Annotated in this window: 30 protein-coding genes and 1 tRNA gene; 3 read left to right on the top strand and 28 right to left on the bottom strand. The window is 66.5% G+C overall.

What is annotated here, in order from left to right:
• Nucleotides 1-5 precede the first annotated feature (5 nt).
• Nucleotides 6-368: a 50S ribosomal protein L7Ae gene (gene rpl7ae / locus AC5FRZ_RS10165; protein ID WP_015763569.1), complete on the bottom strand. Its 363-nt coding sequence runs from the start codon at nucleotides 366-368 to the stop codon at nucleotides 6-8.
• A gap of 241 nt (nucleotides 369-609) precedes the next feature.
• Between rpl7ae and tmcA the strand changes: the two genes are divergently transcribed.
• The 3 genes from tmcA to AC5FRZ_RS10150 are packed head-to-tail and all read left to right on the top strand — an operon-like array spanning nucleotide 610 to nucleotide 3,528.
• On the top strand, nucleotides 610-2,844 hold the full coding sequence (gene tmcA / locus AC5FRZ_RS10160) for a tRNA(Met) cytidine acetyltransferase TmcA (protein WP_493564516.1): 2,235 nt from the start codon (nucleotides 610-612) through the stop codon (nucleotides 2,842-2,844).
• Entirely contained in the window at nucleotides 2,841-3,326 is a 486-nt protein-coding gene (locus AC5FRZ_RS10155; protein ID WP_493564515.1) for a DUF456 domain-containing protein, read from the top strand. Before tmcA ends, AC5FRZ_RS10155 begins: the two co-directional genes overlap by 4 nt.
• 40 nt (nucleotides 3,327-3,366) lie before the next feature.
• Nucleotides 3,367-3,528: a DUF8014 family protein gene (locus AC5FRZ_RS10150; RefSeq protein ID WP_208626051.1), complete on the top strand. Its 162-nt coding sequence runs from the start codon at nucleotides 3,367-3,369 to the stop codon at nucleotides 3,526-3,528.
• A gap of 66 nt (nucleotides 3,529-3,594) precedes the next feature.
• Here AC5FRZ_RS10150 and AC5FRZ_RS10145 read toward each other — a convergent pair whose 3' ends face one another.
• The 27 genes from AC5FRZ_RS10145 to AC5FRZ_RS10015 form a co-directional block, all read right to left on the bottom strand.
• Nucleotides 3,595-4,338 carry a GNAT family N-acetyltransferase gene (locus AC5FRZ_RS10145; protein ID WP_493564514.1) on the bottom strand — a complete coding sequence of 248 codons (744 nt, stop codon included), beginning with the start codon at nucleotides 4,336-4,338 and terminating at the stop codon, nucleotides 3,595-3,597.
• Nucleotides 4,339-4,429: 91 nt separating this feature from the next.
• Nucleotides 4,430-4,795, bottom strand: a complete 366-nt coding sequence (locus tag AC5FRZ_RS10140; protein ID WP_493564513.1) for a DUF8055 family protein — start codon at nucleotides 4,793-4,795, stop codon at nucleotides 4,430-4,432.
• Nucleotides 4,796-4,802: 7 nt separating this feature from the next.
• Nucleotides 4,803-6,464 (bottom strand): FAD-dependent monooxygenase, encoded by a 1,662-nt coding sequence (locus tag AC5FRZ_RS10135; protein WP_493564512.1) that lies wholly within the window; start codon nucleotides 6,462-6,464, stop codon nucleotides 4,803-4,805.
• Entirely contained in the window at nucleotides 6,457-8,139 is a 1,683-nt protein-coding gene (locus AC5FRZ_RS10130) for an electron transfer flavoprotein subunit alpha/FixB family protein (protein ID WP_493564511.1), read from the bottom strand. Before AC5FRZ_RS10130 ends, AC5FRZ_RS10135 begins: the two co-directional genes overlap by 8 nt.
• Before the next feature lie 2 nt (nucleotides 8,140-8,141).
• The gene (locus AC5FRZ_RS10125) at nucleotides 8,142-9,005 is read right to left on the bottom strand and encodes an electron transfer flavoprotein subunit beta/FixA family protein (protein WP_170094574.1); all 864 of its coding nucleotides are present in this window, start codon (nucleotides 9,003-9,005) and stop codon (nucleotides 8,142-8,144) included.
• Nucleotides 9,006-9,221: 216 nt separating this feature from the next.
• Nucleotides 9,222-9,551 carry a 4Fe-4S dicluster domain-containing protein gene (locus tag AC5FRZ_RS10120; protein WP_015763560.1) on the bottom strand — a complete coding sequence of 110 codons (330 nt, stop codon included), beginning with the start codon at nucleotides 9,549-9,551 and terminating at the stop codon, nucleotides 9,222-9,224.
• Between the two features lie 53 nt (nucleotides 9,552-9,604).
• A complete protein-coding gene (locus tag AC5FRZ_RS10115; RefSeq protein ID WP_493564510.1) occupies nucleotides 9,605-10,531 on the bottom strand; it encodes an alpha/beta hydrolase fold domain-containing protein in 927 nt (308 codons plus the stop codon).
• Between the two features lie 69 nt (nucleotides 10,532-10,600).
• The gene (locus AC5FRZ_RS10110) at nucleotides 10,601-10,744 is read right to left on the bottom strand and encodes a hypothetical protein (RefSeq protein WP_170094571.1); all 144 of its coding nucleotides are present in this window, start codon (nucleotides 10,742-10,744) and stop codon (nucleotides 10,601-10,603) included.
• Nucleotides 10,745-10,866: 122 nt separating this feature from the next.
• A complete protein-coding gene (locus AC5FRZ_RS10105; protein WP_493564509.1) occupies nucleotides 10,867-12,606 on the bottom strand; it encodes a glutamate--tRNA ligase in 1,740 nt (579 codons plus the stop codon).
• Nucleotides 12,607-12,891: 285 nt separating this feature from the next.
• Nucleotides 12,892-13,416 (bottom strand): hypothetical protein, encoded by a 525-nt coding sequence (locus tag AC5FRZ_RS10100; RefSeq protein WP_493564508.1) that lies wholly within the window; start codon nucleotides 13,414-13,416, stop codon nucleotides 12,892-12,894.
• A 344-nt stretch (nucleotides 13,417-13,760) separates the two neighbouring features.
• Nucleotides 13,761-14,795 carry a geranylfarnesyl diphosphate synthase gene (gene idsA3, locus AC5FRZ_RS10095; protein ID WP_372480738.1) on the bottom strand — a complete coding sequence of 345 codons (1,035 nt, stop codon included), beginning with the start codon at nucleotides 14,793-14,795 and terminating at the stop codon, nucleotides 13,761-13,763.
• 1 nt (nucleotide 14,796) lies between these two features.
• Nucleotides 14,797-16,143, bottom strand: a complete 1,347-nt coding sequence (locus AC5FRZ_RS10090; RefSeq protein ID WP_493564507.1) for an RNase J family beta-CASP ribonuclease — start codon at nucleotides 16,141-16,143, stop codon at nucleotides 14,797-14,799.
• A gap of 266 nt (nucleotides 16,144-16,409) precedes the next feature.
• On the bottom strand, nucleotides 16,410-17,696 hold the full coding sequence (locus AC5FRZ_RS10085; RefSeq protein WP_493564506.1) for a hypothetical protein: 1,287 nt from the start codon (nucleotides 17,694-17,696) through the stop codon (nucleotides 16,410-16,412).
• A gap of 64 nt (nucleotides 17,697-17,760) precedes the next feature.
• Complete coding sequence (locus tag AC5FRZ_RS10080) at nucleotides 17,761-18,513, bottom strand: isopentenyl phosphate kinase (RefSeq protein WP_493564505.1); 753 nt, start codon at nucleotides 18,511-18,513, stop codon at nucleotides 17,761-17,763.
• Nucleotides 18,510-19,493, bottom strand: coding sequence for a mevalonate kinase (gene mvk / locus AC5FRZ_RS10075; RefSeq protein WP_493564504.1), 984 nt, complete (start codon nucleotides 19,491-19,493; stop codon nucleotides 18,510-18,512). The genes AC5FRZ_RS10080 and mvk overlap by 4 nt, the downstream gene beginning before the upstream one ends.
• 59 nt (nucleotides 19,494-19,552) lie before the next feature.
• Complete coding sequence (locus tag AC5FRZ_RS10070) at nucleotides 19,553-20,887, bottom strand: cytochrome P450 (protein ID WP_493564503.1); 1,335 nt, start codon at nucleotides 20,885-20,887, stop codon at nucleotides 19,553-19,555.
• Nucleotides 20,888-20,945: 58 nt separating this feature from the next.
• Nucleotides 20,946-21,326 (bottom strand): DUF5518 domain-containing protein, encoded by a 381-nt coding sequence (locus AC5FRZ_RS10065; protein ID WP_493564502.1) that lies wholly within the window; start codon nucleotides 21,324-21,326, stop codon nucleotides 20,946-20,948.
• Nucleotide 21,327: 1 nt separating this feature from the next.
• A complete protein-coding gene (locus AC5FRZ_RS10060; protein WP_208626016.1) occupies nucleotides 21,328-21,711 on the bottom strand; it encodes a DUF5518 domain-containing protein in 384 nt (127 codons plus the stop codon).
• A 92-nt stretch (nucleotides 21,712-21,803) separates the two neighbouring features.
• A complete protein-coding gene (rpsB, locus tag AC5FRZ_RS10055; RefSeq protein ID WP_015763547.1) occupies nucleotides 21,804-22,583 on the bottom strand; it encodes a 30S ribosomal protein S2 in 780 nt (259 codons plus the stop codon).
• Nucleotides 22,580-23,785 (bottom strand): phosphopyruvate hydratase, encoded by a 1,206-nt coding sequence (gene eno, locus AC5FRZ_RS10050; protein ID WP_372480744.1) that lies wholly within the window; start codon nucleotides 23,783-23,785, stop codon nucleotides 22,580-22,582. Before eno ends, rpsB begins: the two co-directional genes overlap by 4 nt.
• Nucleotides 23,785-23,961 carry a DNA-directed RNA polymerase subunit K gene (locus AC5FRZ_RS10045; RefSeq protein WP_153553670.1) on the bottom strand — a complete coding sequence of 59 codons (177 nt, stop codon included), beginning with the start codon at nucleotides 23,959-23,961 and terminating at the stop codon, nucleotides 23,785-23,787. Before AC5FRZ_RS10045 ends, eno begins: the two co-directional genes overlap by 1 nt.
• On the bottom strand, nucleotides 23,958-24,158 hold the full coding sequence (locus AC5FRZ_RS10040; protein WP_015763544.1) for a DNA-directed RNA polymerase subunit N: 201 nt from the start codon (nucleotides 24,156-24,158) through the stop codon (nucleotides 23,958-23,960). Before AC5FRZ_RS10040 ends, AC5FRZ_RS10045 begins: the two co-directional genes overlap by 4 nt.
• 11 nt (nucleotides 24,159-24,169) lie before the next feature.
• Nucleotides 24,170-24,568, bottom strand: a complete 399-nt coding sequence (locus AC5FRZ_RS10035; protein WP_015763543.1) for a 30S ribosomal protein S9 — start codon at nucleotides 24,566-24,568, stop codon at nucleotides 24,170-24,172.
• Nucleotides 24,562-25,008, bottom strand: coding sequence for a 50S ribosomal protein L13 (locus AC5FRZ_RS10030; protein ID WP_170094559.1), 447 nt, complete (start codon nucleotides 25,006-25,008; stop codon nucleotides 24,562-24,564). The genes AC5FRZ_RS10035 and AC5FRZ_RS10030 overlap by 7 nt, the downstream gene beginning before the upstream one ends.
• Nucleotides 25,005-25,352, bottom strand: a complete 348-nt coding sequence (locus AC5FRZ_RS10025; protein WP_015763541.1) for a 50S ribosomal protein L18e — start codon at nucleotides 25,350-25,352, stop codon at nucleotides 25,005-25,007. Before AC5FRZ_RS10025 ends, AC5FRZ_RS10030 begins: the two co-directional genes overlap by 4 nt.
• 23 nt (nucleotides 25,353-25,375) lie before the next feature.
• Nucleotides 25,376-25,460 (bottom strand) — tRNA-Leu (locus tag AC5FRZ_RS10020).
• Between the two features lie 101 nt (nucleotides 25,461-25,561).
• Nucleotides 25,562-26,341 carry a DNA-directed RNA polymerase subunit D gene (locus tag AC5FRZ_RS10015; protein ID WP_170094558.1) on the bottom strand — a complete coding sequence of 260 codons (780 nt, stop codon included), beginning with the start codon at nucleotides 26,339-26,341 and terminating at the stop codon, nucleotides 25,562-25,564.
• Nucleotide 26,342 lies beyond the last annotated feature (1 nt).

Below are 26,342 nucleotides of genomic sequence, written 5' to 3'. Positions count from 1 at the left end.
TCACCTCACCGAAGTTCCTCGACCTTGCTGGCAATGTCCTCGACGTCGTCTTCCGCCTCACCGGCGTCGACGACTGCCGCGGCGGCACTGCCGACCTGGAGGCCGGCGGCGTGGCCGAGGTCACTCTGCTCGGCGACGAAGACGAACGGCACGTCTTTCTCGTCGGCGAGTTCCGGGATGTGCATGACGATCTCCTCGGGCTGAACGTCCTCGGCGACGAGGACGAGTGCGGCGTTGCCGCGCTCGATTGCCTTGGTCGTCTCGTTCGTTCCTTTCTTGACACTTCCTGTGTCCCGCGCGACCTCGAGCGCCTCGAGGGCGTCGTCTGCGAGGTCTGCAGGGACGTCGAAATCTACGTATACTGGCATTGATGGATCACCTCCTGCACGCGGGCTCGCGCTCCCCCGCCGGGATAGTCCTGAGAAGGCTGGGAGCATCATCAACCCGGTGCAGGCTGTACCCGTGACTGCGACACGAGCCCTAAAAGGGGTTTCGAAGCCGAAATCCCGTGGCAGGCCGCCACACGGTCGCTGGCCGGGGATCGCTTCGGTCGTCTGGCCCGTCCGAGAGGACCGTCAGGCCCATACTCGCGGCCGGAACAGTGTCGGTATGGAACTGGCGGCACGGCTCCGTGCGGAAGCACAGCGCGCCGACGAGCGGCGCGTCCTCGTTCTCACCGGCACGCCGTCGGCCACCCGCGACGCGGCGGGCGACGCGCTCGACGCGGCAGGCGTGAGCAGCGAGGCGCTCACGGTCGTCGGTCCGGCCGACCGTCTCCCCGGCGAGCACCTCGATACGGTCCACGCTGGCGAGCTCCTGGGCCGGACCCGCAGCGCCGTCGTGCTGGACTGTCACGAGGCCTGTCGGCCCAACGCCGTCGGAGCGGCCGTCGGTGCCGTCGACGGTGGGGGACTCCTGCTCGTGCTCGCGCCCCCGCTGGCGGACTGGCCCGACAGACGCGACGCGTTCGACGAGCGTCTCGCCGTTCCGCCCGCGACCGTCGAAGACGTGGCGGGGCAGTTCCGGACGCGACTGGTCGAGACGCTCCGGGCACACCCCGGTATCGCCGTGGTCGACGCCGACAGCGGAACGATCGAGCGGTCGGGGCTCACCGACCCCGCTCCGCGCGTGCCCAGAGGACAGCCCGCCCCGCCCGACGACCACGACTTCCCGCGGGCGGCCTACGAGGCTTGCCTGACCGACGATCAGGTCGCGGCCGTGCGCGGGTTCGAGCCACTGGCCGACCCGGGCAACGCGCTGGTCGTCGAAGCCGACCGAGGTCGGGGCAAGTCCAGCGCCGCCGGCCTGGCCGCGGGGGCGCTGGCACGGGACGGGCTCGACGTGCTCGTGACCGCGCCCCAGTACCGGAGCGCGCGCGAGGTGTTCGACCGGGCCGGCGAGCTACTCTCGGCGATGGATGCACTCCGGGGACGCGACAACCCCGAGACGCCCCACGAACTCCGGACAGCCGATGGACGGGTTCGCTACGCCGATCCGACGGCGGCCGCGACGGCAGCCGACGAGGCCGACCTCGTGATCGTCGACGAGGCCGCCGCGCTCCCGGTTCGGGTTCTCGAACGGTTCCTCGACGCGCCCTCGGTCGCGTTCACCACGACGGTCCACGGCTACGAGGGGGCCGGCCGTGGCTTCTCGGTCCGGTTCCGGTCACGGCTGGCCGACAGCGACTTCGCGGTGTGCGAGCGCCGACTGACCGAGCCGATCCGCTACGCGCCCGGCGATCCCGTCGAGTCGTGGGTCTTCCGTGCGCTGTTGCTCGGCGCGCGGCCGGCCGTCGAGCAGGTGGTCGCCGACGCGACCCTCGACAGCGTCGACTACGAGCAGTGTGACTCCCGGCGCTTGCTCGACGACGAGCACCTGCTGCGGGAGGTCTTCGGGCTGCTCGTCCTCGCTCACTACCGAACGGAGCCCGACGACCTCGCGCGACTGCTCGACGCGCCCAACGTCGGCGTCCGGGTGCTCACCCACGACGGACACGTCGTCTCGGTCGCCCTGCTGGCCCGCGAGGGTGATTTGCCGGCGACGCTTCGGGCGGAGATGTACGAGGGCGGACGGGTCCGTGGCAACATGATCCCCGACGTGTTGACGACGCAGTTGCGCGACGAAGCCGCCGGTGTCCCGGTCGGTCAGCGCGTCCTCCGGATCGCGACACACCCGGCGGTGCGCTCCCGCGGACTCGGCTCGCGACTGCTCGACGAGGTCGCCGACGAGTTCGCGGACGCGGTCGACTGGCTCGGCGTCGGGTACGGTGCGACGCCCGAACTCGTCGACTTCTGGGCGGACAGCGGCTACCGGAGCGTCCACTGCTCGACGACGCGCAACGATCGGAGCGGGGAGTACTCGGCGATCATGCTCCGGCCCTGCTCGACGGCGGGGGTGGCACTGGCCGACCGCCACGCCTCGTGGTTCCGCGACCGGATCGCCAGCGTCCTCTCGGACCCGCTCGACGACCTCGATCCCGACGTGGCCCGCACCGTGCTCCGTGCTGTCGACGGGACGCCCGAGATCGACCTCTCGGAACCAGAACGCAGGCTCGTCGCGGGCATCCCCGGCGGTGCGGGGGTCTTCGACACCGCGCCCGAGCCGGTTCGTCGACTCGCGCTCGCCCACCTCGTCGCGCCCGCCGAACCCGACGCGCTCACCGACGACCAGGAACGGCTCCTCGTCCGGAAGGCGCTACAGGGCTACGACTGGGACCGCGTCGCCGACGAACTGGGATTCGTCTCGACGGCCGAGTGTATGCGCGCGCTGGGCCGGACCGTCGAAAGATTGGTACGGCTGTACGGCGACGATGCACTCACGGAGGAACTCGACCGCCACACATGATCGATCTCCTGGTCCTCGCTCTCGCCTTCGTCTTGCTCGTCGTGGGCGTCGTCGGGAGCGTCGTCCCGCAGATGCCCGGCGCGCCGTTCTCCATCGCAGGCGTCCTCGTCTACTGGTGGCACACCGGCTTCAGCGAGCCCGGCACGCTGTTGTTCGCGGTCCTGCTCGCGGTCGGGCTGGCGACGCTGGCGATCGACTGGCTGGGCGGCGCGGTCGCGGCGAAGGTCGGCGGGGCCTCGACCACGACGGCCGTGATCGCCAGTCTCGTCGGCGTCGTCCTCTTTTTCGTCTCTGGCGGCCCGCTGGGCATGATCCTCGGGATGACCCTGACGGTCTTCGTCGTCGAGTACTACCGCCAGCAGGACGCACGCGCCGGTGCGAAGGCGGCGCTCGTGACGACGCTGGGCATCCTCAGCTCGTCGGTGATGCAGGCCGTGCTGACGGGTGCGATGCTGGTGACGATGGTCGTCGTCGCGCTGTGAGCGAGCAACGCCTATCACCCGTCGACGCCAACCCTCTCGCATGCAGTGTGGCGAAGACGACTGCCGACGGCGAGCGGCGGTGGAGCTACACGTCCCCTGGCGAGCGAACCTCGTCGTCTGTCCGGCCCACGCCAGGGTGTGGGCACAGCGAGACGGCGTCGTCCCGGTACCGATCGAGGGCGAAGCGGACCGCTGGCCCTAGAGTAGCCATTGAAATTCAATGCACACCCGATCGCACGACAGCAGTGCGATCGGTGTGTAAATCGGTTCAATTGTTACTATAGAGCGCCTTCGCCATCATCACCTCGTCGATGTAGTCGCCGTCGAGCTTGTAGTGGTCCGCGCGGACGGCCTCGGTCTCCCAGCCGTGGGCGTCGAGGAACGCGATCGCCTCTTCGTTCGTCGAGGGGATGGAGTTGTAGATCTTCTCGTAGCCGTGTTTGGCGGCCCACTCCAGCCCGCGCTCGAGGAGGTGGCTCCCGATTCCGAGGCCGCGGTACTGTTCGAGGACGCCGAGGGTCAACTCCGCGGTGTGACTGAGCTTGTCGAGCTCTGGATGTTTGAGGTGGACCCAGCCGACGACCTCGTCTTCCACGCAGGCGACGAAGAAGATCCGCGATTCGAGTTCGTTGTGCCGCAGGAGGACGCCCTCGCTGTCGACGACATCGGCTACGGTCTCGGCGTCGACGTAGGTCTTGCCACCGATGGCCTGACGGATCGCACCGACGAGCCCGGTCAGGTCCTCCTGGCGGGCCTGTCGGATCGTGAACGACACGTCGTCGGCCGTGAACTCCTCTTCGGCGCTGTCTTCGTAGGCGACTCGCAGCGCTCCGTCGACCGCTTCGAGCGTTCCGTTGCGCTTGAGGATCGCGACATGGTGGCCGAACGGTCGCGGTTCCATCCCCAGCGAGCGCCGCAGCTCCTCGGGCTCGACCGAGCCGTGGCGCTCGACGTACTCGTAGATGTCCTTTCGGTCCTCGTGGTCGAACTGCAGCGGCTCTGTCAGTTCCATGTGGGTTGGTACCACCCCACTATACTTAATGGTTTATCACTTTCGAAGCGAGGACCCCGTACGGCGTCAGAGAGCCACGGAGAACGGCGCTTTACCGTTCTGGTACGTCGGTGAGCAACTGGGCAACGTCGCGGATGTTGTGTGTCTCGACGAGTAACTCGGCGGCCGCACGGACGCTGTAGTCGGCGTCGACCGTCACGCCGTAGCAGGCCGCGTAGGCCGCCAGCCAGTCGTCGACCGCACCCTGAAGTCGGTCGAACTCCGCCGTCGTGAACCGCGCGATCGACTCGCCGGTACGGGCCTCACAGTACAGGGCCACGGTCGGCCCCAGCCCCTCGCGGAGCAGCGCCATCGCTCGCTCGTCGTCCGACGGGTCGGGATCGACTGTCTCCCGCGCCACTGTGGCCTCGTCGGCCAGCCGCTCGATTCGGTCCGCGTACGCCGTCGCGTCTGACATCGTCGGTCTATCCCTCCCGGTACTCGACGCCCTTCCCGCCGTCGGGGTGTTCCCAGTGAGTGTCGGCGACGACGGCGCAGGTGCCACACTCGACGCAGGGCTGGGTGTCGAGGCTGACGACGTGTTCCTCGTGGCCGTCGGTCTGGACGAACTCGTCGCGGTAACAGCCCCCGCCAAAGTCCGCCGCGCTCACCGGGCAGGCCGTCACGGCCGTCCCCGACGCGTCGAAGTCGTTGTCGATCAGTTCGATGTGCGGATCGCCCACGTTGTAGGTCAGATCGCCGATCCGATCGTCGAGTGCCGGCGGCTGGACGCGGTTCTCGTCGGTGACCGGCTCGCCGAGTTCCTCGGCGATGATCGTCGGAATCGTCACGTAGGGAGTCCGCGTGTCGGGCATCATCGCCATCAATCTGGGCGAGGCAAAGAGCCGTTCCAGCACGTCCTCGCCAAGAGCGGAGACCGCGAAGCGCCCGACGGGTGAGTCCGCGACGGTGTCGATCAGCGACGCCACGGGACCGAGTTCGCCGAGTCGACCGAGCGTCCTGTAGCTCGTCGGACGGAGCTTGTCCATCACGCCCTCGCGGTGCAGCTTTCCCTCGTACAGCTCGCCCGCGTCGTGGGGGGTGCCACGAGAGCGCGCCGTCGCGAACGCCTCGGCCGCGAGCGCGCCAGCGGTGACGGCGTGGTTCATTCCCTTGATGATCGGTCCCTGGGCCTGCATCTGGCCGGCGGCGTCGCCGACGAGGACGAGCCTGTCCTTGTGGGGAGAGGGGTGGGCCGCCTTCTTGGAGTCGGGGACGAGCTTGGCGGCGTACTCGCGTTCCTCGTACTCGTCGCCGAGCCACTGGGCCAGCAGTGGGTGCGTGAGGAGGTTGTCGAGCAGTTCGTGGGGCTCGGCCCGCTCGTCGGCGATGGAGTCGAGGTGGAAGACGGTCCCGATCGACAGGGAGTCCTCGTTGGTGTAGAGGAAGCCGCCACCGCGGACGCCGTCGAACAGGTCGCCGGAGAACAGGTGGGCGACCCCCTCGTCCTCGTCGATGTCGAACCGCTCGGCGATGACCTCCGGCGGCATGTCGACGACGGCCTTGACCCCCTGGAACCACTCTTCGGGTTCCTCCCAGTCCATCAGCCCGGCGTCGCGGGCCAGCTCCGAGTTGACGCCGTCGGCGGCGACGACCAGATCCGCCTCGATCGGATCGAGTTCGGCCGTCTCGACGCCGACGATCTCGCCACGATCCCGCAACAGGCCCGTGACCCGCACGTCAGTCAGCAGTCCGCCGCCAGTCTCGCGGGTCATCTCGTGGACGCGCTCGCCGAGCCAGGCGTCCATCCGTCGCCGGAGCACGGCGTCGGCCCACGCCGTGTCGTGATGGTGCAGTGCAGAGATGTCGAAGCTCTCGACGCGGTCGCCAGCGACGTTGTGGATGTAGTTCTCCGTCGCCGGTCGTTCGGTCGCCTCCTCGCGGAAGTCGGGGAACAGGTCGTCGATGGTGTAGGGCGCGGACTGTTCGGCGTAGACGAGCCCGCCCGAGACGTTCTTCGCGCCCGCGTCGGTCCCGCGTTCGAGGACGAGCGTCTCGATGCCGTTGTTCGCGAGCGTCGCCGCCGCCGCCGCGCCGCCGGGGCCACAGCCGACCACGACGGCCTCGTAGTGTTCGTGCTCAGTCATCGCTGACCTCCTGCATCGCCGTCGCCAGTTCGCCCGACTCCAGCGCCTCGGTGAGTCGGGGCAGCACCTCGAACAGATCTCCCTCCACGAAGTAATCCGAGAACTCCCTGATGTCGGCCTCGGGGTCCGTGTTGACCGCGACGATCGTGTCCGACTCGTCCATCCCGACCTTGTGCTGGATCGCCCCGGAGATGCCCGCGGCCACGTACACGTCCGGCTCGACGACCTGGCCGGACTCGCCGATCTGTCGGTCTTCGCCGACGTACTGCTCGACGTGGCCGTCGAAGCTGTACGACGACGTGATCACGCCACGCGAGAGTCCGAACGCGGCGTCTTCGAAGGCGTCGACCAGCTCCAGGCCGAGTTCGATCCCGCGGGTCGGATCGTCGCCGATCCCTCGACCCATCGCCACGACCACCTCGTGACCGGTCAGATCGACGCCGTCGTCGAGCTGGTCGTACTCCGTGACCGCGACCGAGAACCACGACTCGTCCAGTTGCATGTCGTGTTCGACGACCTCGCCCTCGCGCTCGGGATCGGGGTCGGGCACCGGGAAGCTCCCCGGAATGACCGAGCCCCCCTGCGGGTGGAAATCTCGGTGGGGCTTGTCGATACAGAGGATCGTGGAGTACTCGAACCCCGAGAAGTCCGGTCGCTTCATGTGTAGGATGCGCTCGAACTCCTTGCTGTCGCCGGCCTGTCCCGTCTTGGCGGGGTTGGAGATCATGGCGTCCTCGATGTACAGCCCCGAGCAGTCCGAGGCCAGCCCGGAGTCGAGTTCGCCCTGGACGAGCGCCGAGAGGTCTCGGCCGTTGTGCGTCGCCGGGAACAGCGTGTACCGGGGCTCGTGGTAGTCGCGGAACGCGAACGCACTGTCTCGGCACATGTGACAGAAGATCTCGGTGTAGGGCTGGTGTCGGAAGCGAGCGAGGCGCTCGTCCTCGTGGTAGACGACCCTGTCTGCGCCGTACGCGATCGCCTCGTCCGCCAGTTCGCCCACGCCGTCGCCGATCAGGACTGCCACCACCTCCTCCGGAGCGCCGTCCTCGTCGCCGGCGTAGTCCTGGGTCGGAGCCTCGTCGTCCGTCTCGTCGGTCGCTTCGCCGTTGTACTGGTCCATCATCCGCCGGGCCTTGCCCAGCATCTCGCGAGACACGTCGATCAGTTCTCCCTGCTGGGTTTCACAGTAGACCCACATGTCGCGGTAGGTCCCGCCGACGGTGCCCTCGACCCACCGCTTCTCGCTGGTCGGGTGGTCCAGCTCCGGGTACTTCTCCTCTGGCGGGACGTACGCCGGACCGTCGCCGTCCTCCTCTTCGCTGCCCTCGATCGACTCGATTCGGCTCTCGATCCGGCCCTTTGCCGTCTTGCGGTCCTCGCCCGCTCGCTCTCGTTCGAGTAACGCCCGCAACACGTCCGCGTCGTCCACGTCACGAACGAGGTTCGCCACGTCTGCGACGGTCATCTCCGAGAGGTCGACGGCGGTCGGATCGACCGCCTCGTCCGCCGCGGTGAGTTTCTCCAGGCGATCCTCCAGCAGGGTCACGACGGCCGTCCGGTCCTCGCCCGACGCCTCCAGATCGAGCATCGCCTCGATCTCGTCGGGGTCGTCGACGTCTTTGATCTTCGGACCGAGTGCTGCGATCTCGTGGTCGGTGGGGTCGATCTCCGGCACGGTCAGTCACCTGCCGCGTACGCCGCGAGTTCGTCGTAGACCTGTTCCATCCCGGCCTCGTCGTCGACGCCGTCGACCAGCGTGGCCTCGCGCTCGGCGGGCGCTTTCGGGATCGGGTCGACGCCCGCGACGATCGTCGGCGAGCCGTCCAGCCCGATGTAGTCCGGATCGAGGTTCAGATCCTCGTGATCCCAGACGGTCACGTCCTCGTCCAGATCGAGGTTCGCGGCCCGCTCCTGGGTCGCTGCCCGGAGGTCCTTCCACCGGAGTCGGTGGGCCGCCTTCCGGTAGGTGGGCTCGAACTCCGGGTCGGCGACGACGAACGCCGGGAGATCGGTCTCGACGGTCTCGATCTCGCTTACGTCGCCCTCGACGAGTCGCTTCGCGCGAAGGCTCCCTTCGTCCTCGTCGATATCGAGCGCCACGACGTGGGTGATCGTCGGCATCTCCAGGCACCAGGCGGTCTGGGGTCCGGTGTGGCCGGTCTCCCCGTCGGCGGTCTTGAAGCCCGCGAAGATCAGGTCGGGCTCCGCGTCGAGTTTCTCGATCCCGGTGGCGACGGTCATCGCCGTCGCCCAGGTGTCTGCCGCCCCCATCTCTCGATCGGAGAGCAGGAAGAGGTCGTCGGCGTACACGTCCGCCATTCCCTCCTGCAGGACCTCCTTGTAGCCGGGCGGTCCCATGCTCAGCAGCGACACCGTGCCGCCGTTGCGGACCTTCGTCTGGAGTGCGGCCCGCAGCGCGTGCTTGTCGTTCGGATTCATCACCGTCGGCGTCTTCCCCCGTTCGAGGTGGCCGTCCTCGTCGAAGGACACCTGCCCCTCCCGGAAGTCGGGGACGCCTTTCGTCAGTACGACCGTGTGCATTGCTCTCTGTTACCTCGTGTGTTGTTCTCACCCACGGGACTGTAATAGTAGTTTGTGCTGGATATTATCCTGACACGAGGTCGGCGAACCGCCGCGGTGCTGTCGAGTGGTGAAAACGCAGTCATACTACCGGCTGTACATCTGTGACCGATTTCGCCACCCCGAGGTGACGAAGCTCTTCACGAAGTGACAGCCGCCAGTATCAGAAAGAGACGGTCAGATGCGGCCGGCCCGACCCGGGTCGACGTCGATGGCGTCGACGGGACACACGTCGACACAGAGCATGCAGTCGATACACTGGTCCTCGTGGGCCGGATCTGCCTTGATCTCGCTCTCGGGGTGGTCCGGCGTGTCGACCCACTCGAAGACGTCGACCGGACAGTCCTCCAGACAGGCACCGTCGGCGATACAGATGTCGAAGTCGACGGCGACGTGTGTTCCGTGGATGCCCAGCGTCTCGGGCTCCTCAACCGGCCCCCACACCGAGTGGCCCTCGTGGTCCTCGGCGATGTCGCGGTTCTCCTCGAACTCGGGATCGATAGCCATTGGTACCTACATACTCCGCTGGCACGCACTTAAGCCTTTGATACCGGTGTGTGCTACCGCCGGCCGATCCGTTCGTCGTCCGTCGGTTTGCCGGTGTCGAGACCCTCGCCAGCCACGCCGTCGCCCAGCGGTCCGTCGTCCAGTGGCCCACCGTTTAGCGGTCCGTCGTCCGGCGGCCGCCGCTCGTCGCGCTGACCGCCCAACTGTGCCGTGAGGAACTGGTCGGTCTCCTCGATCGTCCGGTCGAAGGCGTCGTCCGGGAAGCCGTGGTCGCCCCCGTCGATCACCACGAAGGCCCCGATCGACAGCGCGTCGACGGCGTCGGCGTACCGCCGGGCCTGCTCGATCGGAAGGACCTCGTCGGCGTCGCCGTGGACGACCAGCGTCGGGGGCGTCCCCACGTCCGTCTGGCCCATCGGCGACGCGAAGTCGTAGGCCTCGGGCATCGCCTCACGCGTCCCGCCCAGGTAGTCGACGTGGGCGTCCGGGTCCGCGTCGAAACACCGGAAGTCGTAGATGCCGGCCCAGCCGACGGCGGCCGCGACCGCCGAAGACGCGCCGGGGTAGGCCTCGGGCTCGAAACCCGGCTCGTCGGCCGTCACGGAGACGAGCGTCGCGAGGTTCGCTCCCGCTGAGTAGCCCGCCGCCGCGAGCCGCTCGGGATCGATCCCGTACTCCGCACCCTCGACGCGACACCACTCGACCGCCGCCTTGGCGTCGATCAGCGCGGCCGGGAACGTCGCCTCGTCGGCGAGCCGGTACTCCGGGGTCACGACGACGTATCCCGCGTCGGCCAGAGCACGCGCCTGTTCGGCCAGTTGGGTCTTCTCGCCCGAACGGAAGGCCCCGCCGTGGAACAGGACGACGGTCGGTCGCGGCCCGCTCTCGCGGGGCTCGTACACGTCGAGCCGGAGCGTCCGCGCCGGTGTCTCGTGGAACGCGATCTCGGAATGGACCGTCCCGCTGGTGTCAGTCGTCACTCCCGGAAAGATCGGTCCGCCGATACAAGTGCTCGTCGGAGTCTGCCCTGCCCCGCGACGCTGGCCCGCCTAGTCGCAGTGCGGGCACTCGCGTCGCTGGACGCCGTCGGGATCGAGCGTCCACTCCAGTTCGCGACCACAGCGGTCGCAGGTCCCGTCGTCGGATTCGGACTCGTCGCTCCGCTGGCACTCGCCACCTGGGATCGGGTCCATATCTAGTCCCCACAGCGGGCGAGACAAAAGCGTGGTGCCGCCCCGTACTGCCGGCGGTAACTGCTCCGGGATATTCGCGACCACGGGTCGCGGAATTCTTCACAGACGGACAGCCAGCAGTATCAGGGGTGAGCGTAGTACGCCAACACGTTCTCGTCCTCGCTCTCGCCGACCGCGTCGATCCGGGCGAAGCCGACGCGCTCGAACTGGACTACGTCGTCGGCCTCGTAGTCGGTCACGCCGGGCTCCGCGATCCCGCTCACGTCCCCGTCCATCGTTCGCAGTCGGACGTTCGGGCCGTCCGCGGGTGCCCAGTGGATCACGTCGACGTCCCCGTCGGTCACCACGTCGAGGTCGTCGCCGGTGTACTCCAGCGCGTCGCGAGTGTGGCGAACGCAGCCGTAGCCCTTGAGCCAGACACGCTCGCCGTGGGGCGGCAGATCGTCGCCCTCGACGACGACGGCATCATCAACCGGAATCGCTCGCCGCCCGCGATCCTCGTGGTCGGGGTGGACGTACGGCTCCCCGGTCTCGGGCCCGCCGACGACCTGACACTCGACGATCCCGCCGGTCTCCTCGGCGTCGCGGACGAGGAAGGCCCGATCGGCGTCGTCGTCGATCAGCTCGCGGTTGTTCGCGTAGATCGCCGACATCGCCAGGTCGACGTTCGAGGTGGAGGTGCCAAGCCCCGTCATCGCCTCGACGATGGCCTCGCCGCGGATGCCCCGGCGACGGAGGCTCGCGATCGTCGGCGCGCGCGGGTCGTCCCAGCCGGTGAGTTCGCCGGCCTCGATCTTCTCGATGATCGTCGAGGTCGACATCGGCACGTCGTAGGCGTCGATCTGGACGTGGCCCCAGTGGAGCACTTCCGGGTACTCCCAGTCGAAGTAGTCGTAGAGGAACTGCTGGCGCTTTGCCGAGTCCTGCAGGTCGATCCCCCGGATGATGTGGGTGATCTCCGTGAGGTGGTCGTCGAGCCCGCTCTGGAAGTCGAGCATCGGCCAGCAGCGGTAGTCGCTGGCCTCCTCGCGTGGATGGGGCGTGTCGATCATGCGGAACGCGACCCAGTCGCGCAGTGCGGGATTCTTGTGCTCGATGTCCGTCTTCACCCGCAGCACCATCTCGCCGCTCTCGTAGTCGCCGTCGATCATCGCCTCGAACTCGGCGTGGACCTGCTCGACGTCTTTCTCGCGGTGTGGACAGGCCTCACCGCTGTTTTTCATGTCGGAAAACTCCGCCTGCGGGCACGAGCAGGTGTAGGCCCCGCCCTTCTCGATCAGTTCGCTGGCGTACTCGTAGTAGGTCTCGACCCGGTCGCTGGCCGTGATCACTTCGTCGGGCTCGAAGCCGAGGTAGTCGATCGCGTCGCGGATCTCGTCGTAGGCGTCCAGATCCGGCCGCTTGGTCTCGGGGTCGGTGTCGTCGAAGCGACACAGCATCCACCCGTCGTACATCTCCTTGTACGTCCCGATGACGGCCGGCATCCGGGCGCTCCCGAGGTGCCACGGCCCGTTGGGGTTCGGTGCCAGTCGCATCCGGACCTCGTCGTACTCGGAGACGTTCGGGAGGTCCGGCAGGGGCTGGTCGTCTTCTTCGTCCTCACTCTCCAGGTCGTCGAGCACGTCGGGCGCGATCTCGGCCAGTCGCTCGCGGCGCTCGTCGGCGTCCATCCCGTTGACTCGCTCGATGACGGGACTGATGACGCCGGGTATCTGGTCGCCGTACTCGCGAAAGTCCGGGTGCTCGCCCATCAACGGTCCCATGATCGCTCCGACCTGTGCCTCGCTGTCGTGCTTGACCGCGTTCGTCAGCGCCGCTTTCTCGGCGGCGTCTTCGACGCGGGCGCGTAGCTCGTCGTCCATACACCCACCTCGGCGGGGCGGGGTGAAAATTACGTCGGAAGCGACGCTCCGACCGCACGGTTGTGCTCACCGGTCCCAGATGCTCCGGATCACAGTCGATGGTATCGGATGTAGAGCAACCCTTACGACAGAAGTGCGATCGGTGAGCGATGACAATCCAATCGTCCCCATCCACGTCCCGACATCACTATCGAGCGGCGGACTGGCCAGCGTCGGCAGAACAAAAATGAAAATCTGGCAATTATAATGTAAGTTCGGCTATAAAACAGGATTGGAAACGAGAGGTCAGCCAGTACTACGTTCCGTACTGATTACCGGCTCGATTTCGTCAGGGACAGTCGTGTCATTTAAAATCCAGAGTGAGAGAGCGTAGAGATATTTTGGATTGTAATCTTCCTCTTCAATCTCGACGAATTCGACTTCGTATTGTCCTTCCTCGAAAAGCACGTGATCACTCTGTTCAAACTGTGTAAGTGCATATCCCGGCTCCGGATGGCGCGCGACAAGTACGACCAGACATCGTTTTCCATCCTCAAATTGATAAAAATTGCTACTACCGGGTGCCCCTCCGCCGAAACGTTCGAGCTTATCCTCCCATCTGAACCGATCCTGTGCTTGATCAGACCTCGTCGTGAATCGAATACGAGCTGTTATATCTGATTCTAGCGACGGTTGATCGACAAAGAACGGTTCATCCCAGCCAAATATCGACTCTTCGTCTAGTTCCGCTTCATCTTCGAAGAGACCCGCACAACCCGCTAACGGGAGAGTCGTTGACGCGGCCAACTGAATAACATTCCGCCTATTCATGTTTGCAAGAGATTATAAAGAGAAAGTTATTAAATATTGCCTTGAAAATCTGAAATATACTTGTGGCACCAACACCACCTCACGAAATATAAACCATCTTCATATATTTGTAAATAATATAATTGGCGAGGTTCGAATGTGAGGTATAAAGTTATACACGCAGCAAATGCTGTTTATGGAACCATGAGTTGCAAGATCATCATTTAATTTGATTTTTTAGTCAGTATGTGGACGAAGACACAACCCATCATCCGTTGTAACCCAGATTCGACATAATTGGATTTTTCTGAATCAGTACCTCTCAACTCCACTTATAAATCAGTGGTTTGAATCAGTTGCGAGGATCAGTACTCGCGCTCGACGAGGTAGTCGGCGATCCCCGCCAGTAGCTGGCGTGGCTCGTTGTCCGGCAGCACTTCGAGGCGCTCTTTCCCGCTGGCGATCAGGTCGTGGGCCGTCTCGCGGGCGAACTCGATGCTCCCGGCGGCTTCGAGCTCGGCGACGGCGTCGTCGATCTCGCTCTCGGTGACCGCCTCGACGGAGTCGGTCTCGACGAGTCCCTCCACATCGACGCCCTGCTGGCGGGCGTGCAGCGTGATGATCGTCTGCTTTTCCTCGACGAGGTCGGAGCCGCGCTGCTTGCCCAGTTTCTCCGAGGGCGTCGTCAGGTCCAGCAAGTCGTCCTGGATCTGGAAGGCCCGTCCCACGTCGAGCCCGTAACCGTAGAGCGGTTCGACGGCTTCCTCGGCACCCATCAGCTGTGCCGGGATCGACGCCGAAGCCGCGTACAGCACGGCCGTCTTCAGCTCGACCATGTCGAGGTACTCGTCGGTCGTGACCGCCGCACGGCTCTCGAAGTCGATGTCGAACGACTGGCCCTCACAGATCTCCGTACACGTCTGGGCCAGTCGCTTCGTCGCGGCGACGGACCGCTCCGGCTCCGCACCCGTATCCAGCATGTACTCGAAGGCCTTCGAGAACAGCGTGTCGCCCGCGAGGATCGCCGTCGAGAGGTCGTACTCGCGGTGGACCGCCGGGACCCCGCGGCGCAGGTCGTCGTCGTCCATGATGTCGTCGTGGATCAGCGTGAACGACTGGATCGTCTCGATGCCGACGGCGGCACGCAACACGTCGATCTCGCCGCCGTCGACGGTCGGGAACGACCGGTAGTCCGTCGACTGTGGCTCGACGTCGGCGAGTGACTCGGCCGCCAGCAGCAGCATCGTCGGACGGAGCCGCTTCCCACCGGCGTCCATCAGGTACCGCGACGCCTCGTAGAGCTCCTCGGGCTCGTCGACCGGGAGCTCTCGCTCGATCGCGTCGTTGACCTGCTCGCGGCGGGCGACGATCGCCGCCTCGACGTCCTCTTGACGAGCCATCCTACTCGACCAGCGTGATCCGGTTGCCGTTACTGGTCGCGTGCAGATCGCGACCGAGCTTGTAGCCCTGGCTCTCACAGAGGCTGACGTACGGTGCGAACCCGGACATGCTCTGGTGAGCCGGGATGACGTTCTGGGGCTGGAGCGCCTGGAGCATCTCGTAGTGGCCTTCCTCGCGGAGGTGCCCCGAGACGTGGATGTCGTCGTAGAGGCGCGCGCCCTGCATCTTCAGGAGCTGTTCGGACTGGTAGCGCTGACCCTCGTTGGACGGCTCGGGGATGACCCGCGCCGAGAAGATGACCTTGTCGCCGTCTTCCAGCTCGTAGGGCGTCTCGCCACGGCCCATGCGGGTGAGCATCGCGCGGGGCTCGCCCTGGTGGCCGGTGACGATCGGCAGGAAGTTCTCCTTGCCGTCGTTCATGATCCGTTTGAACGTGCGGTCGACGGACTTGCGGTGGCCGTACATCCCCAGATCGTCGGGGAAGTCGACGAAGTCGAGGCGCTCCGCGGTCCCGGAGTACTTCTCCATCGAGCGGCCCAGCAGGACCGGCTGTCGGCCGATCTCGTCTGCGAACTCGACCAGGGACTTCACACGGGCGATGTGCGAGGAGAACGTCGTCGCGACGATCCCGCCGTCGTAGTCCTCGATGCTGGTCATGACGTCTTTGAGGTGGCGGCGGGCGACGGACTCGGAGGGCGTCCGGCCCTTCCGGCCGGCGTTCGTACAGTCCTCGATGTAACAGAGGACGCCCTCGCCCTCGCGACCGATCTCTCGGAACCGCTTCATGTCGATGGGGTCGCCCAGCACCGGCGTGTGGTCCATCCGCTTGTCGAGACCGTAGACGACGGCCCCCTCCGGCGTGTGGAGCACGGGATTGATGGCGTCGATAACCGAGTGCGTGACGTTGACGAACTCCAGTTCGTTCTTGTCGCCGATGGACATCGTGCCGCCGGCATCCATCTTCACCAGATCGTTCTGGACGCCGAACTTCTCCTCGCTCTTGATCTGCTGTTTGACCAGTTCGATCGTGAACGGCGTGGCGACGATGGGCGCGTCGTAGCGGTGTGCGAGCTTCGAGATCGCGCCGATGTGGTCGAGGTGGCCGTGTGTCGGCACGATGGCTTTCACGTCGCCCTCGAGTTCGGACATGACGCGGTCGTCCGGGATCGCACCCATGTCGATGAGGTCGAGCGAGTGCATCCGCTCGGTCTCGACGTTGTCGTGAATCAGTACCTTCGAGAGGTTCAGGCCCATGTCGAAGATGACGATGTCGTCGCCCGCGCGAACGGCCGTCATCTGTCGGCCAACCTCTTCGTAACCGCCAATCGTTGCGATTTCTACTTCCATAGTTGCCTCTCCGAGTAAGGCCGCACGAACGCGGGGGGTACCGGCTACGACAGTTCGTCGATCGCTCGCTCGACAGGTCCTGTGGTCCGCAGGCCGACCGGGTCGCCCCGTAGCCCCGGATCACGCGAAGGGGTGGGAACCAGTTGTTCCCGACCGTCGTCCGCCGGCCGCCTCCCGCTCGCCGGGCGGCCGTACGCTCGGTTACCTGGGCCTACGACGGCCGCTGTTAAAAACGGCGGGGTTCCGCGACGGGAGTGTTGCGCGGGCTACTCGCCGTCGAGTGCGTCCGAAAGCGGATCGCCGTCGCCCTTGGTCTCGAAGGAGTAGCTGCTCTCGTCCTCGTCGTCGAGATCGTCTTCGTAGGCGTCGCCGCCGGACGTGGTCTCCTCGTCCTCGTCGCCCGTCGTGCTGTCGGCGGCGGTCTCCTGGAGGTCCTCCCAGCTCGTTGCACTCTCGACCGAGTCGTCGAACTGCTCGTCGTCGACGAGGCGCGTCTCGTCGGCTGTGGGCTGTTTGTCGACGAAGGGATCGTCTTGCGGTGACGACTCCTCGACCTCGGTCTCTCCGTCGGACTGGTCGTCCTGGGTCGACTGGTGCTGTTCGAACTCTTCGGGATCCGGCGGCGTCCACTCGGGCTGTCCGCCACTCGACGGGTCGTCGCTCGGTCCGTCGTCCGGTTCGGGCTGGCTCCCGACGGAGTCGTCGACCGGTCGGTCGCTCGCGGGCTCGTTCGGAGGCTGGTCGTCCCTCGGCTCGGTCTCGGATCGACTCGCCGCCGGTTCGGCCCCGGGCTGGCTGTCTCCCGGTTCGTCGACCGGCTGGCGACTCGGGCGCTCCTCCGCGAACTGGTCGCCCGCTGGCTCGTCCAGCGGTCCGGGCTGGTCGGGCTGTTGGGCAGTGGGCTCTGCTCCCGACGCACCCTCGTCCGTCGGCTGTGGCTCGACCGCCTCGGGGGTTCGTGACTCGGCGACTGGCTGGTCCGGCTGTCGAGGATCGTCCTCCACCTGTGCAGCAGGACGCTGTTCGGACGGTGACTCGGCGTCGGGCTGTCCGGCCACTTGCTCGGGGCCCGACCGTTCAGACGCCGGCTGCGGGTCTGGCTGCTCGGTCTCTGGCGGTGTCTGACTCTCTGGCTCGCTCTGTGCGACCGGCTCCGTGTCGGGAGCGTCGCTCTGGACGGTGTCGGTCTCGTCGCTCGCTTCTACACCGTCGTCTGCTCTCTCGTCGGCGTCTGCGGTGGCACTGTCGAGTTGGCCCTCCGATTCGAGGACCGAGCGCGTCCCGACGGCCGTCCCGTCGGCGACGAGCTTGAACAACAGTCCGCTGACGCCCCCGATCGTCGCGAGGACGCCGACGAGGGCGATCGCGACGCCGCCCCAGCCGGCCGTCGTGGCCGGGGCTCTGAAACCGGGACTCGCGATCGTGCCGGTGAGGAACCCACCGAGGAGGTTGCCGGTCAACACGAGGACGATACCGACCAGTGTCACGACGAGTAGATGGGCGAGAAAGCGGGTGCCGTACCTGAAAACGCCACTGATTCCGACTACTGCCATACGTTGGACAATAGCCAACGCGAACAAATAGGTTTCGCCCAGGTGAGAGGTGTGGTCGACCCGGCTACTCCCGGCCACCGGCGATCGTCGTTCCCGGCGCTTCCCCGGCGAGGAAGGCGTCGAGGGCGTCCGGTCCGAAGATCTGGGCGGGCACGCCAAGCGCCAGCAACGCCCGTACCTTCCCGGCCATGCCACCGGTCACGTCGGTCGCGTCGCTGTCGCCGACCGCGTCGGCAACGTCCGCGAAGGCGTCGACCTGGTCGACGACCGATCCCGTGTCGTCGAGCACTCCCGGGACGGTCGAGCACAGTCCGACTCGGTCGGCGTCGACGGCCGGCGCGAGCGCCACGACGAGTTCGTCGCCAGAGAGGACCGTCACGCCTTCGCCCTCGTGGGCGATCACGTCGCCGTGCAAGACGGGGACGAACCCCTCGTCGAGGAGCTGTTCGACGGGGTCGGTCGCCAGCGAGAGCGCTCCGTCCTCGTCGCGGGCGGCCGCCGACAGCGGCTGGACCGGGAGCGCGGCGACCCCGGCCGCTTGTAGGGCTTCGACGACGGCGCGGTTCAACGCCACCATCGCGTCGTGGATCGCGAGCGCCCCCTCGGGGTCGCGGGTCCCGGTGGTCGTCGAGACGCCGTGTTCGTCCGCGTGGTGGTGGCCGAAACTCCCGCCGCCGTGGACGACCACGAGTGCGGCGTCGCTCTCGGCGACCGCGGCGACGGCTCGCTCCAGTGTCGCCGTGTCGACCGTCTCCGGACGGTTCTTCTCGGTAACGACGCTCCCGCCCAGTTTCAGGACGACCGTCTCGCGACTCATTCGATCCGAACCCCCTCGGTGTCCAGCGCCGCGCGGAACGCGTTCTCACAGCCCGGCGTGTACGAGAGCGCGGTCTCCGTCGCGTCGGTCTCGTCCAGCGCGACGACACAGCCGTTGCCGCCAGCACCCGTGAGCTTCGCGCCCAGCGCGCCCGCGTCTCGCGCCGCCCAGACCATGCTGTCCAGGGATCGCGAGGAGACCCCCAGCGCCGAGAGCAGGCCGTGGTTGAAGTCCATCAGCTCACCCAGCTCGCTCAGGTCGCCGTCCTGTAGTGCCTGCTCGCCCTCGCGGACGATGTCGCCGATCGCCTCCACCGTGTCCGCCGCGAAGTCGTACTCCGAGCGGAGCTGCCTGACGCCAGCGACGAGCGCGCCGGTATCTCCGGCCCCGCCGTCGTAGCCGATGACGAACGGGAGCGTGTCGACGCCCTCGATGCGCCGACAGTCGTCGCCCTCGACGCGAACGGCACCGCCCATCGCCGAGCAGAACGTATCGGCTCGCGACGCTTCCCCGTCTTGGACGGTGTGCTCGACGCGATAGGCTCGCTCGGCCACCTCCCGGGCGTCGAGTTCGACGCCCAGCTCCGCCGTCGCCGCCTTGATGACGCCGACGACGACGGCCGCCGACGAACCGATCCCGGCTCCCAGCGGGATGGAGCTCTTGACGCTGATCTCGAAGCCCGCGTCCGGCGCGTCGGCGGCGTCGCGTGCCTGCTCGACGGCCTCGTTGATGTAGCCGACGCCCGCCTCGACGAGTGACTCGGAGACGTTCACGTCCGGTCGATCCGTCGCGTCGCCGCTGTACTCGATCGTGAAGCCGTCCAGCGTGAGATCGTCGAGGTGAACTCGGAGCCCCTCTGTCCGTTCCTCGGCGGTCACGCGAGCGCGGCGCTCGATCGCGCAGGGGACCGCCGGCTCGCCGTAGACCACCGCGTGCTCCCCGAAGAGGTACACCTTCCCGGGAGCGCTCGCTGTAACCATACTCGGCCCTGCGTGGCCATCCGTATAGTAACCGTTGAAACCGGCTCCGTCTCTCGCCCTTACCGCTCCTCGACCCGCATCGACATCTCCTGGCGCGGGTGGACCGTCAGCGACGGCATGAGTTCCAGCGGCGTCTCGCCCTCGAAGCGGAGCCGGTAGTCGCTGGCGACCGTCGCGACGATCAGCTTCGCCTCCAGCAGCGCGAGGTGCTTGCCGATACAGTGGCGGGGGCCGCCGCCGAAGGGGAAGAAGGCGAAGCGGTGTCGCCCCTCGCTCCGTTCCGGAGCCCACCGTTCGGGGTCGAACTCCTCCGGGTTCTCCCAGTGGCGCTCGGAGTGGTGGACGGCCCACTGTGGCAGCATGAGGACCGTCGACGGCGCAACGTCGTACCCACCGAGTTCGACCGGCTCGGTCGGCGTCCGGAAGATCGTGTACACGGGCGGGTACATGCGCATCGACTCGTCGATCACCCAGTCGAGGTACTCCAGTTCCTGGACGTGGTCGATCGTCGGCCGCTCGTCACCGACGACCGCGTCGATCTCCTCGTGGAGTCGCTGCTCGACCTCGGGGTGTTCCGAGAGGAGGAACCACGTGTAGGTCAGCGTCAGCGCAGTCGTGTCGTGGCCCGCGAGCAGCATCGTCATCATCTCGTCGCGCAACTGCTCTTCGGACTGCTCGCCGCGATCCCGTGCCCGCATGAGGATCGAGAGGAAGTCCATCGGGCCGTCCTCGCCGCCGGTCGTTCCCCGACGGCGCTCGAAGATGTCGTCGAGCACGCCGTCGAGCGTCTCCACCGCCGCGTCGAACTCGGCGTCGTCTGGCATGGGTACCCACTCGGGCATCGCGAAGCGGATCGGGTCGGGCTCGAACCGCGCCCCCAGCGGGACGAGCTGGTCCTGAACGGTCGTCACGCGCTCGTCTGGCAACTCGACGCCCATCATCAGGTCCAGGATCACGTCGAGCGTGACGTGGGTCATCCCGCGTTCGGCGTCGACCACCGAACCGTCCTGCCAGTCGGCGACGAGGGACTCGGCGTGATCGACGATCCTGTCGTCCATGTCCGCGAGGCGTGCCATGCTGAAGGCCGGGTTCGCCAGCTTGCGCTGTTCCTGCCAGGTGTCGCCCTCGCTCAGCAGGAGCCCGTCTCCCAGCAGGTCACCCAGCGCGTCGTCCTGAAAGTCCGGCTTCCGATACTTCGAGTCGTCGTCGACGAGAATCTGCTGGACGAGCGCCGGCTCGGCGACCAGGAGGGTGTCCATCGGCCCCATGTCGAAGCGTGCGACGCCGCCGTACGCTGATTCGAGCGCCTCGACGAACCGGAACGGGTCCTGGGCGTACGTGCGACTGCTTCCGAACAGCGGTTCTCCCTTCGGCCCCGGCGGAGTCTCTGCCATTGTGTGACCGACGGGCTCTCGACGTTTGAATCGTGTACCAAACCGACAGTCCATCGACCTACAGCCACCGGGCGGGATCGAGGTCCCAGTCGGTGTGGCGACGCGCCCAGACGCCGCCGAGCCCGCCCAGCCCGCTCAGTCCGACCGTGTAGAGCCCGAACAGTCCGAAGACGATGGCCAGAAAGAGATCGTAGGCCGGCGACGACGGCGGGACGCCGTAGCCGAGCCAGCCGACGACCAACAGTGTCGGCACGAACAACACGAGCAGCGGAATCGCGGCGACGACGCCAGAGAGCAGGCCGACGGCCAGGCCAGTCGCGTAGCGACAGCCACGCCGGTGGCTCGCGACGGCACCGCCCACGACGGGCGAAAAGGGGAGCACCGAGAGGACGACCGTCACCGCCGCGCCCCACCCAGCGTCACGGAACAGCCCGGTCATCTCACGAGCCGATTTCAGTGTCGTACTTCACGTAGTTGCCGAGCCAGCCACCCAGTGCGCTAAAGCCCACGACGTAAGCGACGTAGAGAGCGAACAACAGCAGCATGAACGCGATCCCCAGCACCCCGAAGGCGAATCCGTCGGGACCGACACCGATCGCGAAGAGCCCGAACAGAGAGCCGACCACGAATCCGCCGAGTCCGAGTGGGATCAGCGCCACCAGACCGGCGTAGAGACCAACGCGGAGTCCGTCCGAGCGATCGCCACCTTCCAGATAGCCCGCCGTGAGTCCGCCCAGTAACGGTCCGAGGGGCAACACTGCACCGGCGACGGTGCCGACGGCTGCACCGATCAGGGCGTTGACGAGCGTATCTCCTTGTGCCATGTGGCGTCGTTCACCGCCGTCGCTCTTAAACTATCCCGTCCGGCGGTGATCGCAGTCGCTACCGGGCTGTGAGAACGGAAAATCGGGGGCGTCTACAGTTCGCTCTCGAAGTCGGCGAGCTCGTAGACGGTGTCCGAGCCACGGCGGTCGAGCGTCTCGTTGGCCAGCAGCCAGTAGACGACCGACAGTGCCTTGCGCCCCTTGTTGTTCGTCGGGACGACCAGGTCGACGTTCGCGGTGGTGTTGTTGGAGTCACACATCGCGATGACCGGGATGCCGACGGTGATTGCCTCTTTGACGGCCTGGGCGTCACCGATCGGGTCCGTGACGACGACCACGTCGGGCTCGATGTACCCGTCGTAGTCGGGGTTGGTCAGCGTCCCCGGGATGAATCGACCGGTCCGGGCCCGCGCACCGACGGCGTCGGCGAACTTCTCGGCCGGGAACCGACCGTACTGTCGCGAGGAGGCCACGAGGATCTGCTCGGGGTCGTAGTTCGCGAGGAAGTCCGCTGCCGTGCGGATGCGCGAGTCCGTCATCGAGACGTCCAGCACGTACAGCCCGTCGGTCCGGACGCGGTGGATGAACCGCTCCATGTCCTGGGTCTTCTGCTGGGTCCCGATGTGGACGCCCGCGCCGAGGTACTCCTCGACGGGGATGAGGAGGTCTGCCTCGTCGTCAGGCATGACGTCCTCGTCGAGGGACGGTCCCTCGTCAGCTTCTTCAGCCTCCGCGTCGGCCTCGCTGGCCTCGGCGTCGGCGGCCGGTTCCTCAGTGTCGGTAGCCTCGGCGTCGGCCTCTGCTTCGACGTCGTCTTCGGGGTCGAAGTCGGAGTCCTCTGCGTCGAGACCTTCGTTTTCGTTGCCGCTCATACTGCGTTGTCCTCGATTCGGATGAGTTCGTTCAGCTTGGCTGTTCGCTCGCCACCGACCGCGCCCGTCTTGATGAACGGTGCGTCGGTCGCGACGGCGAGGTGTGCGATCGTGGCGTCTTCCGTCTCACCGCTGCGGTGGGAGACGACCGACGCGTACCCGTTGTCCCGGGCCAGTTCGATGGCGTCCACGGCGTCCGTGAGCGTCCCGATCTGGTTGGGCTTGATGAGGATGGAGTTCGCTGCACCGGCGTTGATACCGGCCTGCAGGCGCTCGACGTTGGTGACGAACAAGTCGTCGCCACAGATCAGCGTCTGGTCGCCGACCCGGTCGGTCAGGTCGGCGAAGGCCTCGTAGTCGTTCTCGTCGAGCGGGTCCTCGACGTAGACGAGGTCGTACTCCTCGACCTTCTGGGCGATGTAGTCGATCTGCTCCTCGGCCGAGCGGATCTGATCGTCGTAGACGTAGCCGTCCTCCTCGGCGTCGTACAGTTCCGCGCCGGCCACGTCCAGGCCGAAGGAGATCGCGAAGCCGAGATCGTCCGCGACGGTCTCGACCGCCTCGGCCATGATCTCGAAGGCCTCGTCGTCGGAGATCGACGGTGCCCACGCGCCCTCGTCACCCTTTCCGGCGGGCAGGTCCCGCTCGGCGAGGATGTCGTGGACTTCCTGGTGGACCGCGGCGTTGGCGAAGACGGCGTCCTCGACGCTTGGCGCACCGACGGGTGCCGCGAGGAACTCCTGGATGTTCGTCGCGTCCGCGGCGTGTTCGCCGCCGCCGATGATGTTGCCAAGCGGCGTCGGGTACTCGTTGCCCCGGAACGTGCCACCGAGGTGCTGGTACAACGGCGCACCGAGCACATCGGCTCCGGCCTTCGCGGCCGCCATCGAGATGGCGACGGCGCTGTTGGCCCCGATCTCCGAGAAGTCGTCGGTCCCGTCTGCCGCGTGAAGCGCCGCGTCGACGTCACGCTGATTGCCGGCGTGAACCTCGCCGATCAGTCGGGGCAGCGCGTCCTCGCGTGCCCGTGCGATCGCCTCGTTGGCAGGCAACTCGATGGCCTCGTACTCGCCAGTACTCGCTCCGCTCGGTGCCTTGCCGCGTCCGAAGCCGCCACTCTCGGTGAGCACGTCGGCCTCGACCGTCGCGTTGCCACGCGAGTCGAGCACGCGGCGCAGTCGTACGTCCGTGATGAGCGTCATCAGTTGTCACCTCGTCGAACTGTGAAGGGCAGGACGCCAGCGTCGTACTCCTCGGCCGCGATGAGGATCGGCTGGGTCTGCTCGGTGTCGATGAGCACCGGCGCACCGAAAGCCACCTGCAGCGCTCGCGCACCGATGATCCGCGCCTTCTCGTAGCGGTTTTCCTGAACCATCATTGATAGGGTGCCACGATGTCGACGAGGTCCTTGTGCGAGACGAGCATCCGGCGACAGCAGTGCCGCTCGACGCCGAGTTCGTCGAGGACCTTTTCGGGGTCCTCTGGCTCCTCGGCTTCGCGGGTGCGGGCCTTGAACTCCTCCCAGTGCTCGGCGACGACGTTACCACAGGTGAAACACCGGACCGGTACCATCATATCATATCACCTTAGCGGTAGGACTTCTGGTAGCGGGCCCGTGCGCCGGGGCCGCCCCACTTCTTGGCTTCGGACTGGCGAACGTCGTTGACCAGCAGCGAGCGGTCGAACTCCATGAACGCGTCACGGAGCTCGGCGTCGTTGGTGTGGTCGACGAGGCCGCGTGCGATCGCGGTCCGGGCCGCGTCGGCCTGGCCCATGACGCCGCCGCCCTCGACGGAGACCTCCACGTCGACCTGCTCGCGCAGGTCGTCGTCGGCGATCCGGAACGGCTCCAGCATCTTCAGCTGGGCCAGCTCGGGATCGACCAGCTCGACCGGCTGGGAGTCGATACGTACCCGACCCTCGCCCTCGCGAACGGTCGCGCGGGCGACGGCCGTCTTCTTCTTGCCAGAGGTGTTCGTTACCATGTTACGTTCGCTCCGATGGATTCGCTGACGTCTCCGAGCGAGACGAACTTGATGTTCGACAGTCGATCCAGCGAGGTCCCCTCCAGAATCTCCGCGTCGAGGTCGTGGTCCTCGTAGGGGTTGCCCACGTAGACGCGGACGTTCGAGAGTGCCTCGCGACCGCGGGTCTTCTTGTGGGGAAGCATCCCGCGGATCGAGCGCTTGAAGATGCCGTCCGGTCGCTTCGGGTAGTACGGACCTCGATCGGAGCCGATCTCGCGGCGCTTCTGGAACTTCTCCATGATCTGGTCCTCGTTACCCGTGATGACGGCCTCCTCGGCGTTGACGACGGCGATCGTCTCGCCGTCGAGCGCGCGCTGTGCGACGTTGGAAGCGACGCGTCCGAAGATGCAGTCGCGGGCGTCGACGACGACGTCCGCGTCGAATTCTGCGACGCTCATTGGATGATGCGCACCTCCGAGCCCTCGGGGTTCTGTTCGACTGCGGTTTCGAGCGATACTGCCTCTCCAACCTGGTCGATCTTCTTCTCGGCCGTTCCGGAGAAGTCGACAGCTGCGACGGTCACGTCCTTCTGCAGGACGCCGGAACCGAGCACCTTGCCGGGCACGATGACGGTCTCGTCTTCCTGGGCGTATCGTTCGATACGGCCGAGGTTGACTTCCGCGTGCGTGCGTCGTGGCTTTTCGAGACGCTCGGCGATGTCGCCCCAGACGTCCGCGCCCGAACGGGCGGCGGATTTCAGGTCGGCGATGAGACTACTGAGTCTCGGATTAGTCTTACTCATGACGTTCCTCCTGTGTGAGAAAGTGCAGGGAGCAGGATTTGAACCTGCGGACCCCTACGGGACAGCGCCCTGAACGCTGCGCCGTTGGCCAAACTTGGCTATCCCTGCTCGCAATAGGTCGTTTTGTTTGCCCCGTAAAACCGCTTTCGATCCTCACGCTGGCGCGGGGTGGCGTCGCGATCATCGGTGCGGTTGGGGCAGGGGTCATCTTATAGTTGGACTGCGTCGCGTAGTTCGTCCGCACGGGATCGAATCGAATCGACCGCGCGGAGGGTGAGCTCCTCGACGGAGAGGGAACCGTCAGTCTCGACGTGGAAGACGAACGCGTTCTCTACGTCGTGAACTTCCAGTTCCTTGCCGGGGTAGCGCTTCGTGAGGTCGCTGTCGAACGCCTCGGTCAGGACGAGGTCGCCGTCATCGGCGTCCCCGTCGACGTGTTCGGCAGCTTGCTCCTCGATGACGCCCCGAAGGATGTGGGTCTCGTCGTCCTCGAACTCGCCTTTGTCGCCGACGACCTCGACGCGCTGGAGGTGTCGGTACCCGACGGCCACGCCGCCCTGATGCTTGGCGTGTTCGCGGCCACGATCCAGGACGGCGTCGGCCTCGACTTCGAGGCGCTGGCCGTCCTTGAGATCGATGATCGGGATGTTCTCGTCGGCCGGCTCGACCAGGGAGTCGGAGCTGACCAGATCACCGGAGTAGGCGGTTTCGGGACCGGAGACGTCGATCGACAGCGTCACTTCGTCGCCGACCTCGAAGTCGTCGAGGTCGGTCGTGAGTGGGACCAGCCCGAGGCGGAGTCCGATCTGCTCGTCGAACATCACGCTGGAGTTCTCGATGACTCGGACGGTATCGACGCTGAAGGTCGGCACGTCGGCGATCATCGCCCGGCGGATGCCGTTGGCAAAGGCGGGGCTGATCCCGCGCACGAGGAACCGCGCCTCGCGATCGGAGCGTTCGACGAACTCGACCTCGTAGTCCTGTGTCATT

The sequence above is a fragment of the Halomicrobium sp. HArcht1-1 genome, from assembly GCF_058933285.1.
Note: the sequence above shows the minus strand (reverse complement) of the source record. Positions and strands in the feature narration are given on the sequence as shown.

Excerpts from the sequence above, each read along its gene's own strand:
- AC5FRZ_RS10085 (WP_493564506.1), bottom strand. The coding sequence starts at position 17,696 with ATGGCAGTAGTCGGAATCAGTGGCGTTTTCAGGTACGGCACCCGCTTT.
- AC5FRZ_RS10150 (WP_208626051.1), top strand. The coding sequence starts at position 3,367 with ATGCAGTGTGGCGAAGACGACTGCCGACGGCGAGCGGCGGTGGAGCTA.
- AC5FRZ_RS10105 (WP_493564509.1), bottom strand. The coding sequence starts at position 12,606 with ATGGACGACGAGCTACGCGCCCGCGTCGAAGACGCCGCCGAGAAAGCG.
- AC5FRZ_RS10155 (WP_493564515.1), top strand. The coding sequence starts at position 2,841 with ATGATCGATCTCCTGGTCCTCGCTCTCGCCTTCGTCTTGCTCGTCGTG.
- eno (WP_372480744.1), bottom strand. The coding sequence starts at position 23,785 with ATGACGCTCATCACGGACGTACGACTGCGCCGCGTGCTCGACTCGCGT.
- AC5FRZ_RS10080 (WP_493564505.1), bottom strand. The coding sequence starts at position 18,513 with ATGAGTCGCGAGACGGTCGTCCTGAAACTGGGCGGGAGCGTCGTTACC.
- AC5FRZ_RS10140 (WP_493564513.1), bottom strand. The coding sequence starts at position 4,795 with ATGTCAGACGCGACGGCGTACGCGGACCGAATCGAGCGGCTGGCCGAC.
- AC5FRZ_RS10120 (WP_015763560.1), bottom strand. The coding sequence starts at position 9,551 with ATGGCTATCGATCCCGAGTTCGAGGAGAACCGCGACATCGCCGAGGAC.
- AC5FRZ_RS10125 (WP_170094574.1), bottom strand. The coding sequence starts at position 9,005 with ATGCACACGGTCGTACTGACGAAAGGCGTCCCCGACTTCCGGGAGGGG.
- AC5FRZ_RS10045 (WP_153553670.1), bottom strand. The coding sequence starts at position 23,961 with ATGATGGTTCAGGAAAACCGCTACGAGAAGGCGCGGATCATCGGTGCG.
- rpsB (WP_015763547.1), bottom strand. The coding sequence starts at position 22,583 with ATGAGCGGCAACGAAAACGAAGGTCTCGACGCAGAGGACTCCGACTTC.
- rpl7ae (WP_015763569.1), bottom strand. The coding sequence starts at position 368 with ATGCCAGTATACGTAGATTTCGACGTCCCTGCAGACCTCGCAGACGAC.
- AC5FRZ_RS10070 (WP_493564503.1), bottom strand. The coding sequence starts at position 20,887 with ATGGCAGAGACTCCGCCGGGGCCGAAGGGAGAACCGCTGTTCGGAAGC.
- AC5FRZ_RS10100 (WP_493564508.1), bottom strand. The coding sequence starts at position 13,416 with ATGAATAGGCGGAATGTTATTCAGTTGGCCGCGTCAACGACTCTCCCG.
- AC5FRZ_RS10145 (WP_493564514.1), bottom strand. The coding sequence starts at position 4,338 with ATGGAACTGACAGAGCCGCTGCAGTTCGACCACGAGGACCGAAAGGAC.
- AC5FRZ_RS10135 (WP_493564512.1), bottom strand. The coding sequence starts at position 6,464 with ATGACTGAGCACGAACACTACGAGGCCGTCGTGGTCGGCTGTGGCCCC.
- AC5FRZ_RS10090 (WP_493564507.1), bottom strand. The coding sequence starts at position 16,143 with ATGGAAGTAGAAATCGCAACGATTGGCGGTTACGAAGAGGTTGGCCGA.
- AC5FRZ_RS10030 (WP_170094559.1), bottom strand. The coding sequence starts at position 25,008 with ATGAGCGTCGCAGAATTCGACGCGGACGTCGTCGTCGACGCCCGCGAC.
- AC5FRZ_RS10065 (WP_493564502.1), bottom strand. The coding sequence starts at position 21,326 with ATGACCGGGCTGTTCCGTGACGCTGGGTGGGGCGCGGCGGTGACGGTC.
- AC5FRZ_RS10110 (WP_170094571.1), bottom strand. The coding sequence starts at position 10,744 with ATGGACCCGATCCCAGGTGGCGAGTGCCAGCGGAGCGACGAGTCCGAA.
- AC5FRZ_RS10015 (WP_170094558.1), bottom strand. The coding sequence starts at position 26,341 with ATGACACAGGACTACGAGGTCGAGTTCGTCGAACGCTCCGATCGCGAG.
- AC5FRZ_RS10040 (WP_015763544.1), bottom strand. The coding sequence starts at position 24,158 with ATGATGGTACCGGTCCGGTGTTTCACCTGTGGTAACGTCGTCGCCGAG.
- tmcA (WP_493564516.1), top strand. The coding sequence starts at position 610 with ATGGAACTGGCGGCACGGCTCCGTGCGGAAGCACAGCGCGCCGACGAG.
- AC5FRZ_RS10060 (WP_208626016.1), bottom strand. The coding sequence starts at position 21,711 with ATGGCACAAGGAGATACGCTCGTCAACGCCCTGATCGGTGCAGCCGTC.
- AC5FRZ_RS10035 (WP_015763543.1), bottom strand. The coding sequence starts at position 24,568 with ATGGTAACGAACACCTCTGGCAAGAAGAAGACGGCCGTCGCCCGCGCG.
- mvk (WP_493564504.1), bottom strand. The coding sequence starts at position 19,493 with ATGGTTACAGCGAGCGCTCCCGGGAAGGTGTACCTCTTCGGGGAGCAC.
- AC5FRZ_RS10025 (WP_015763541.1), bottom strand. The coding sequence starts at position 25,352 with ATGAGTAAGACTAATCCGAGACTCAGTAGTCTCATCGCCGACCTGAAA.
- idsA3 (WP_372480738.1), bottom strand. The coding sequence starts at position 14,795 with ATGGCTCGTCAAGAGGACGTCGAGGCGGCGATCGTCGCCCGCCGCGAG.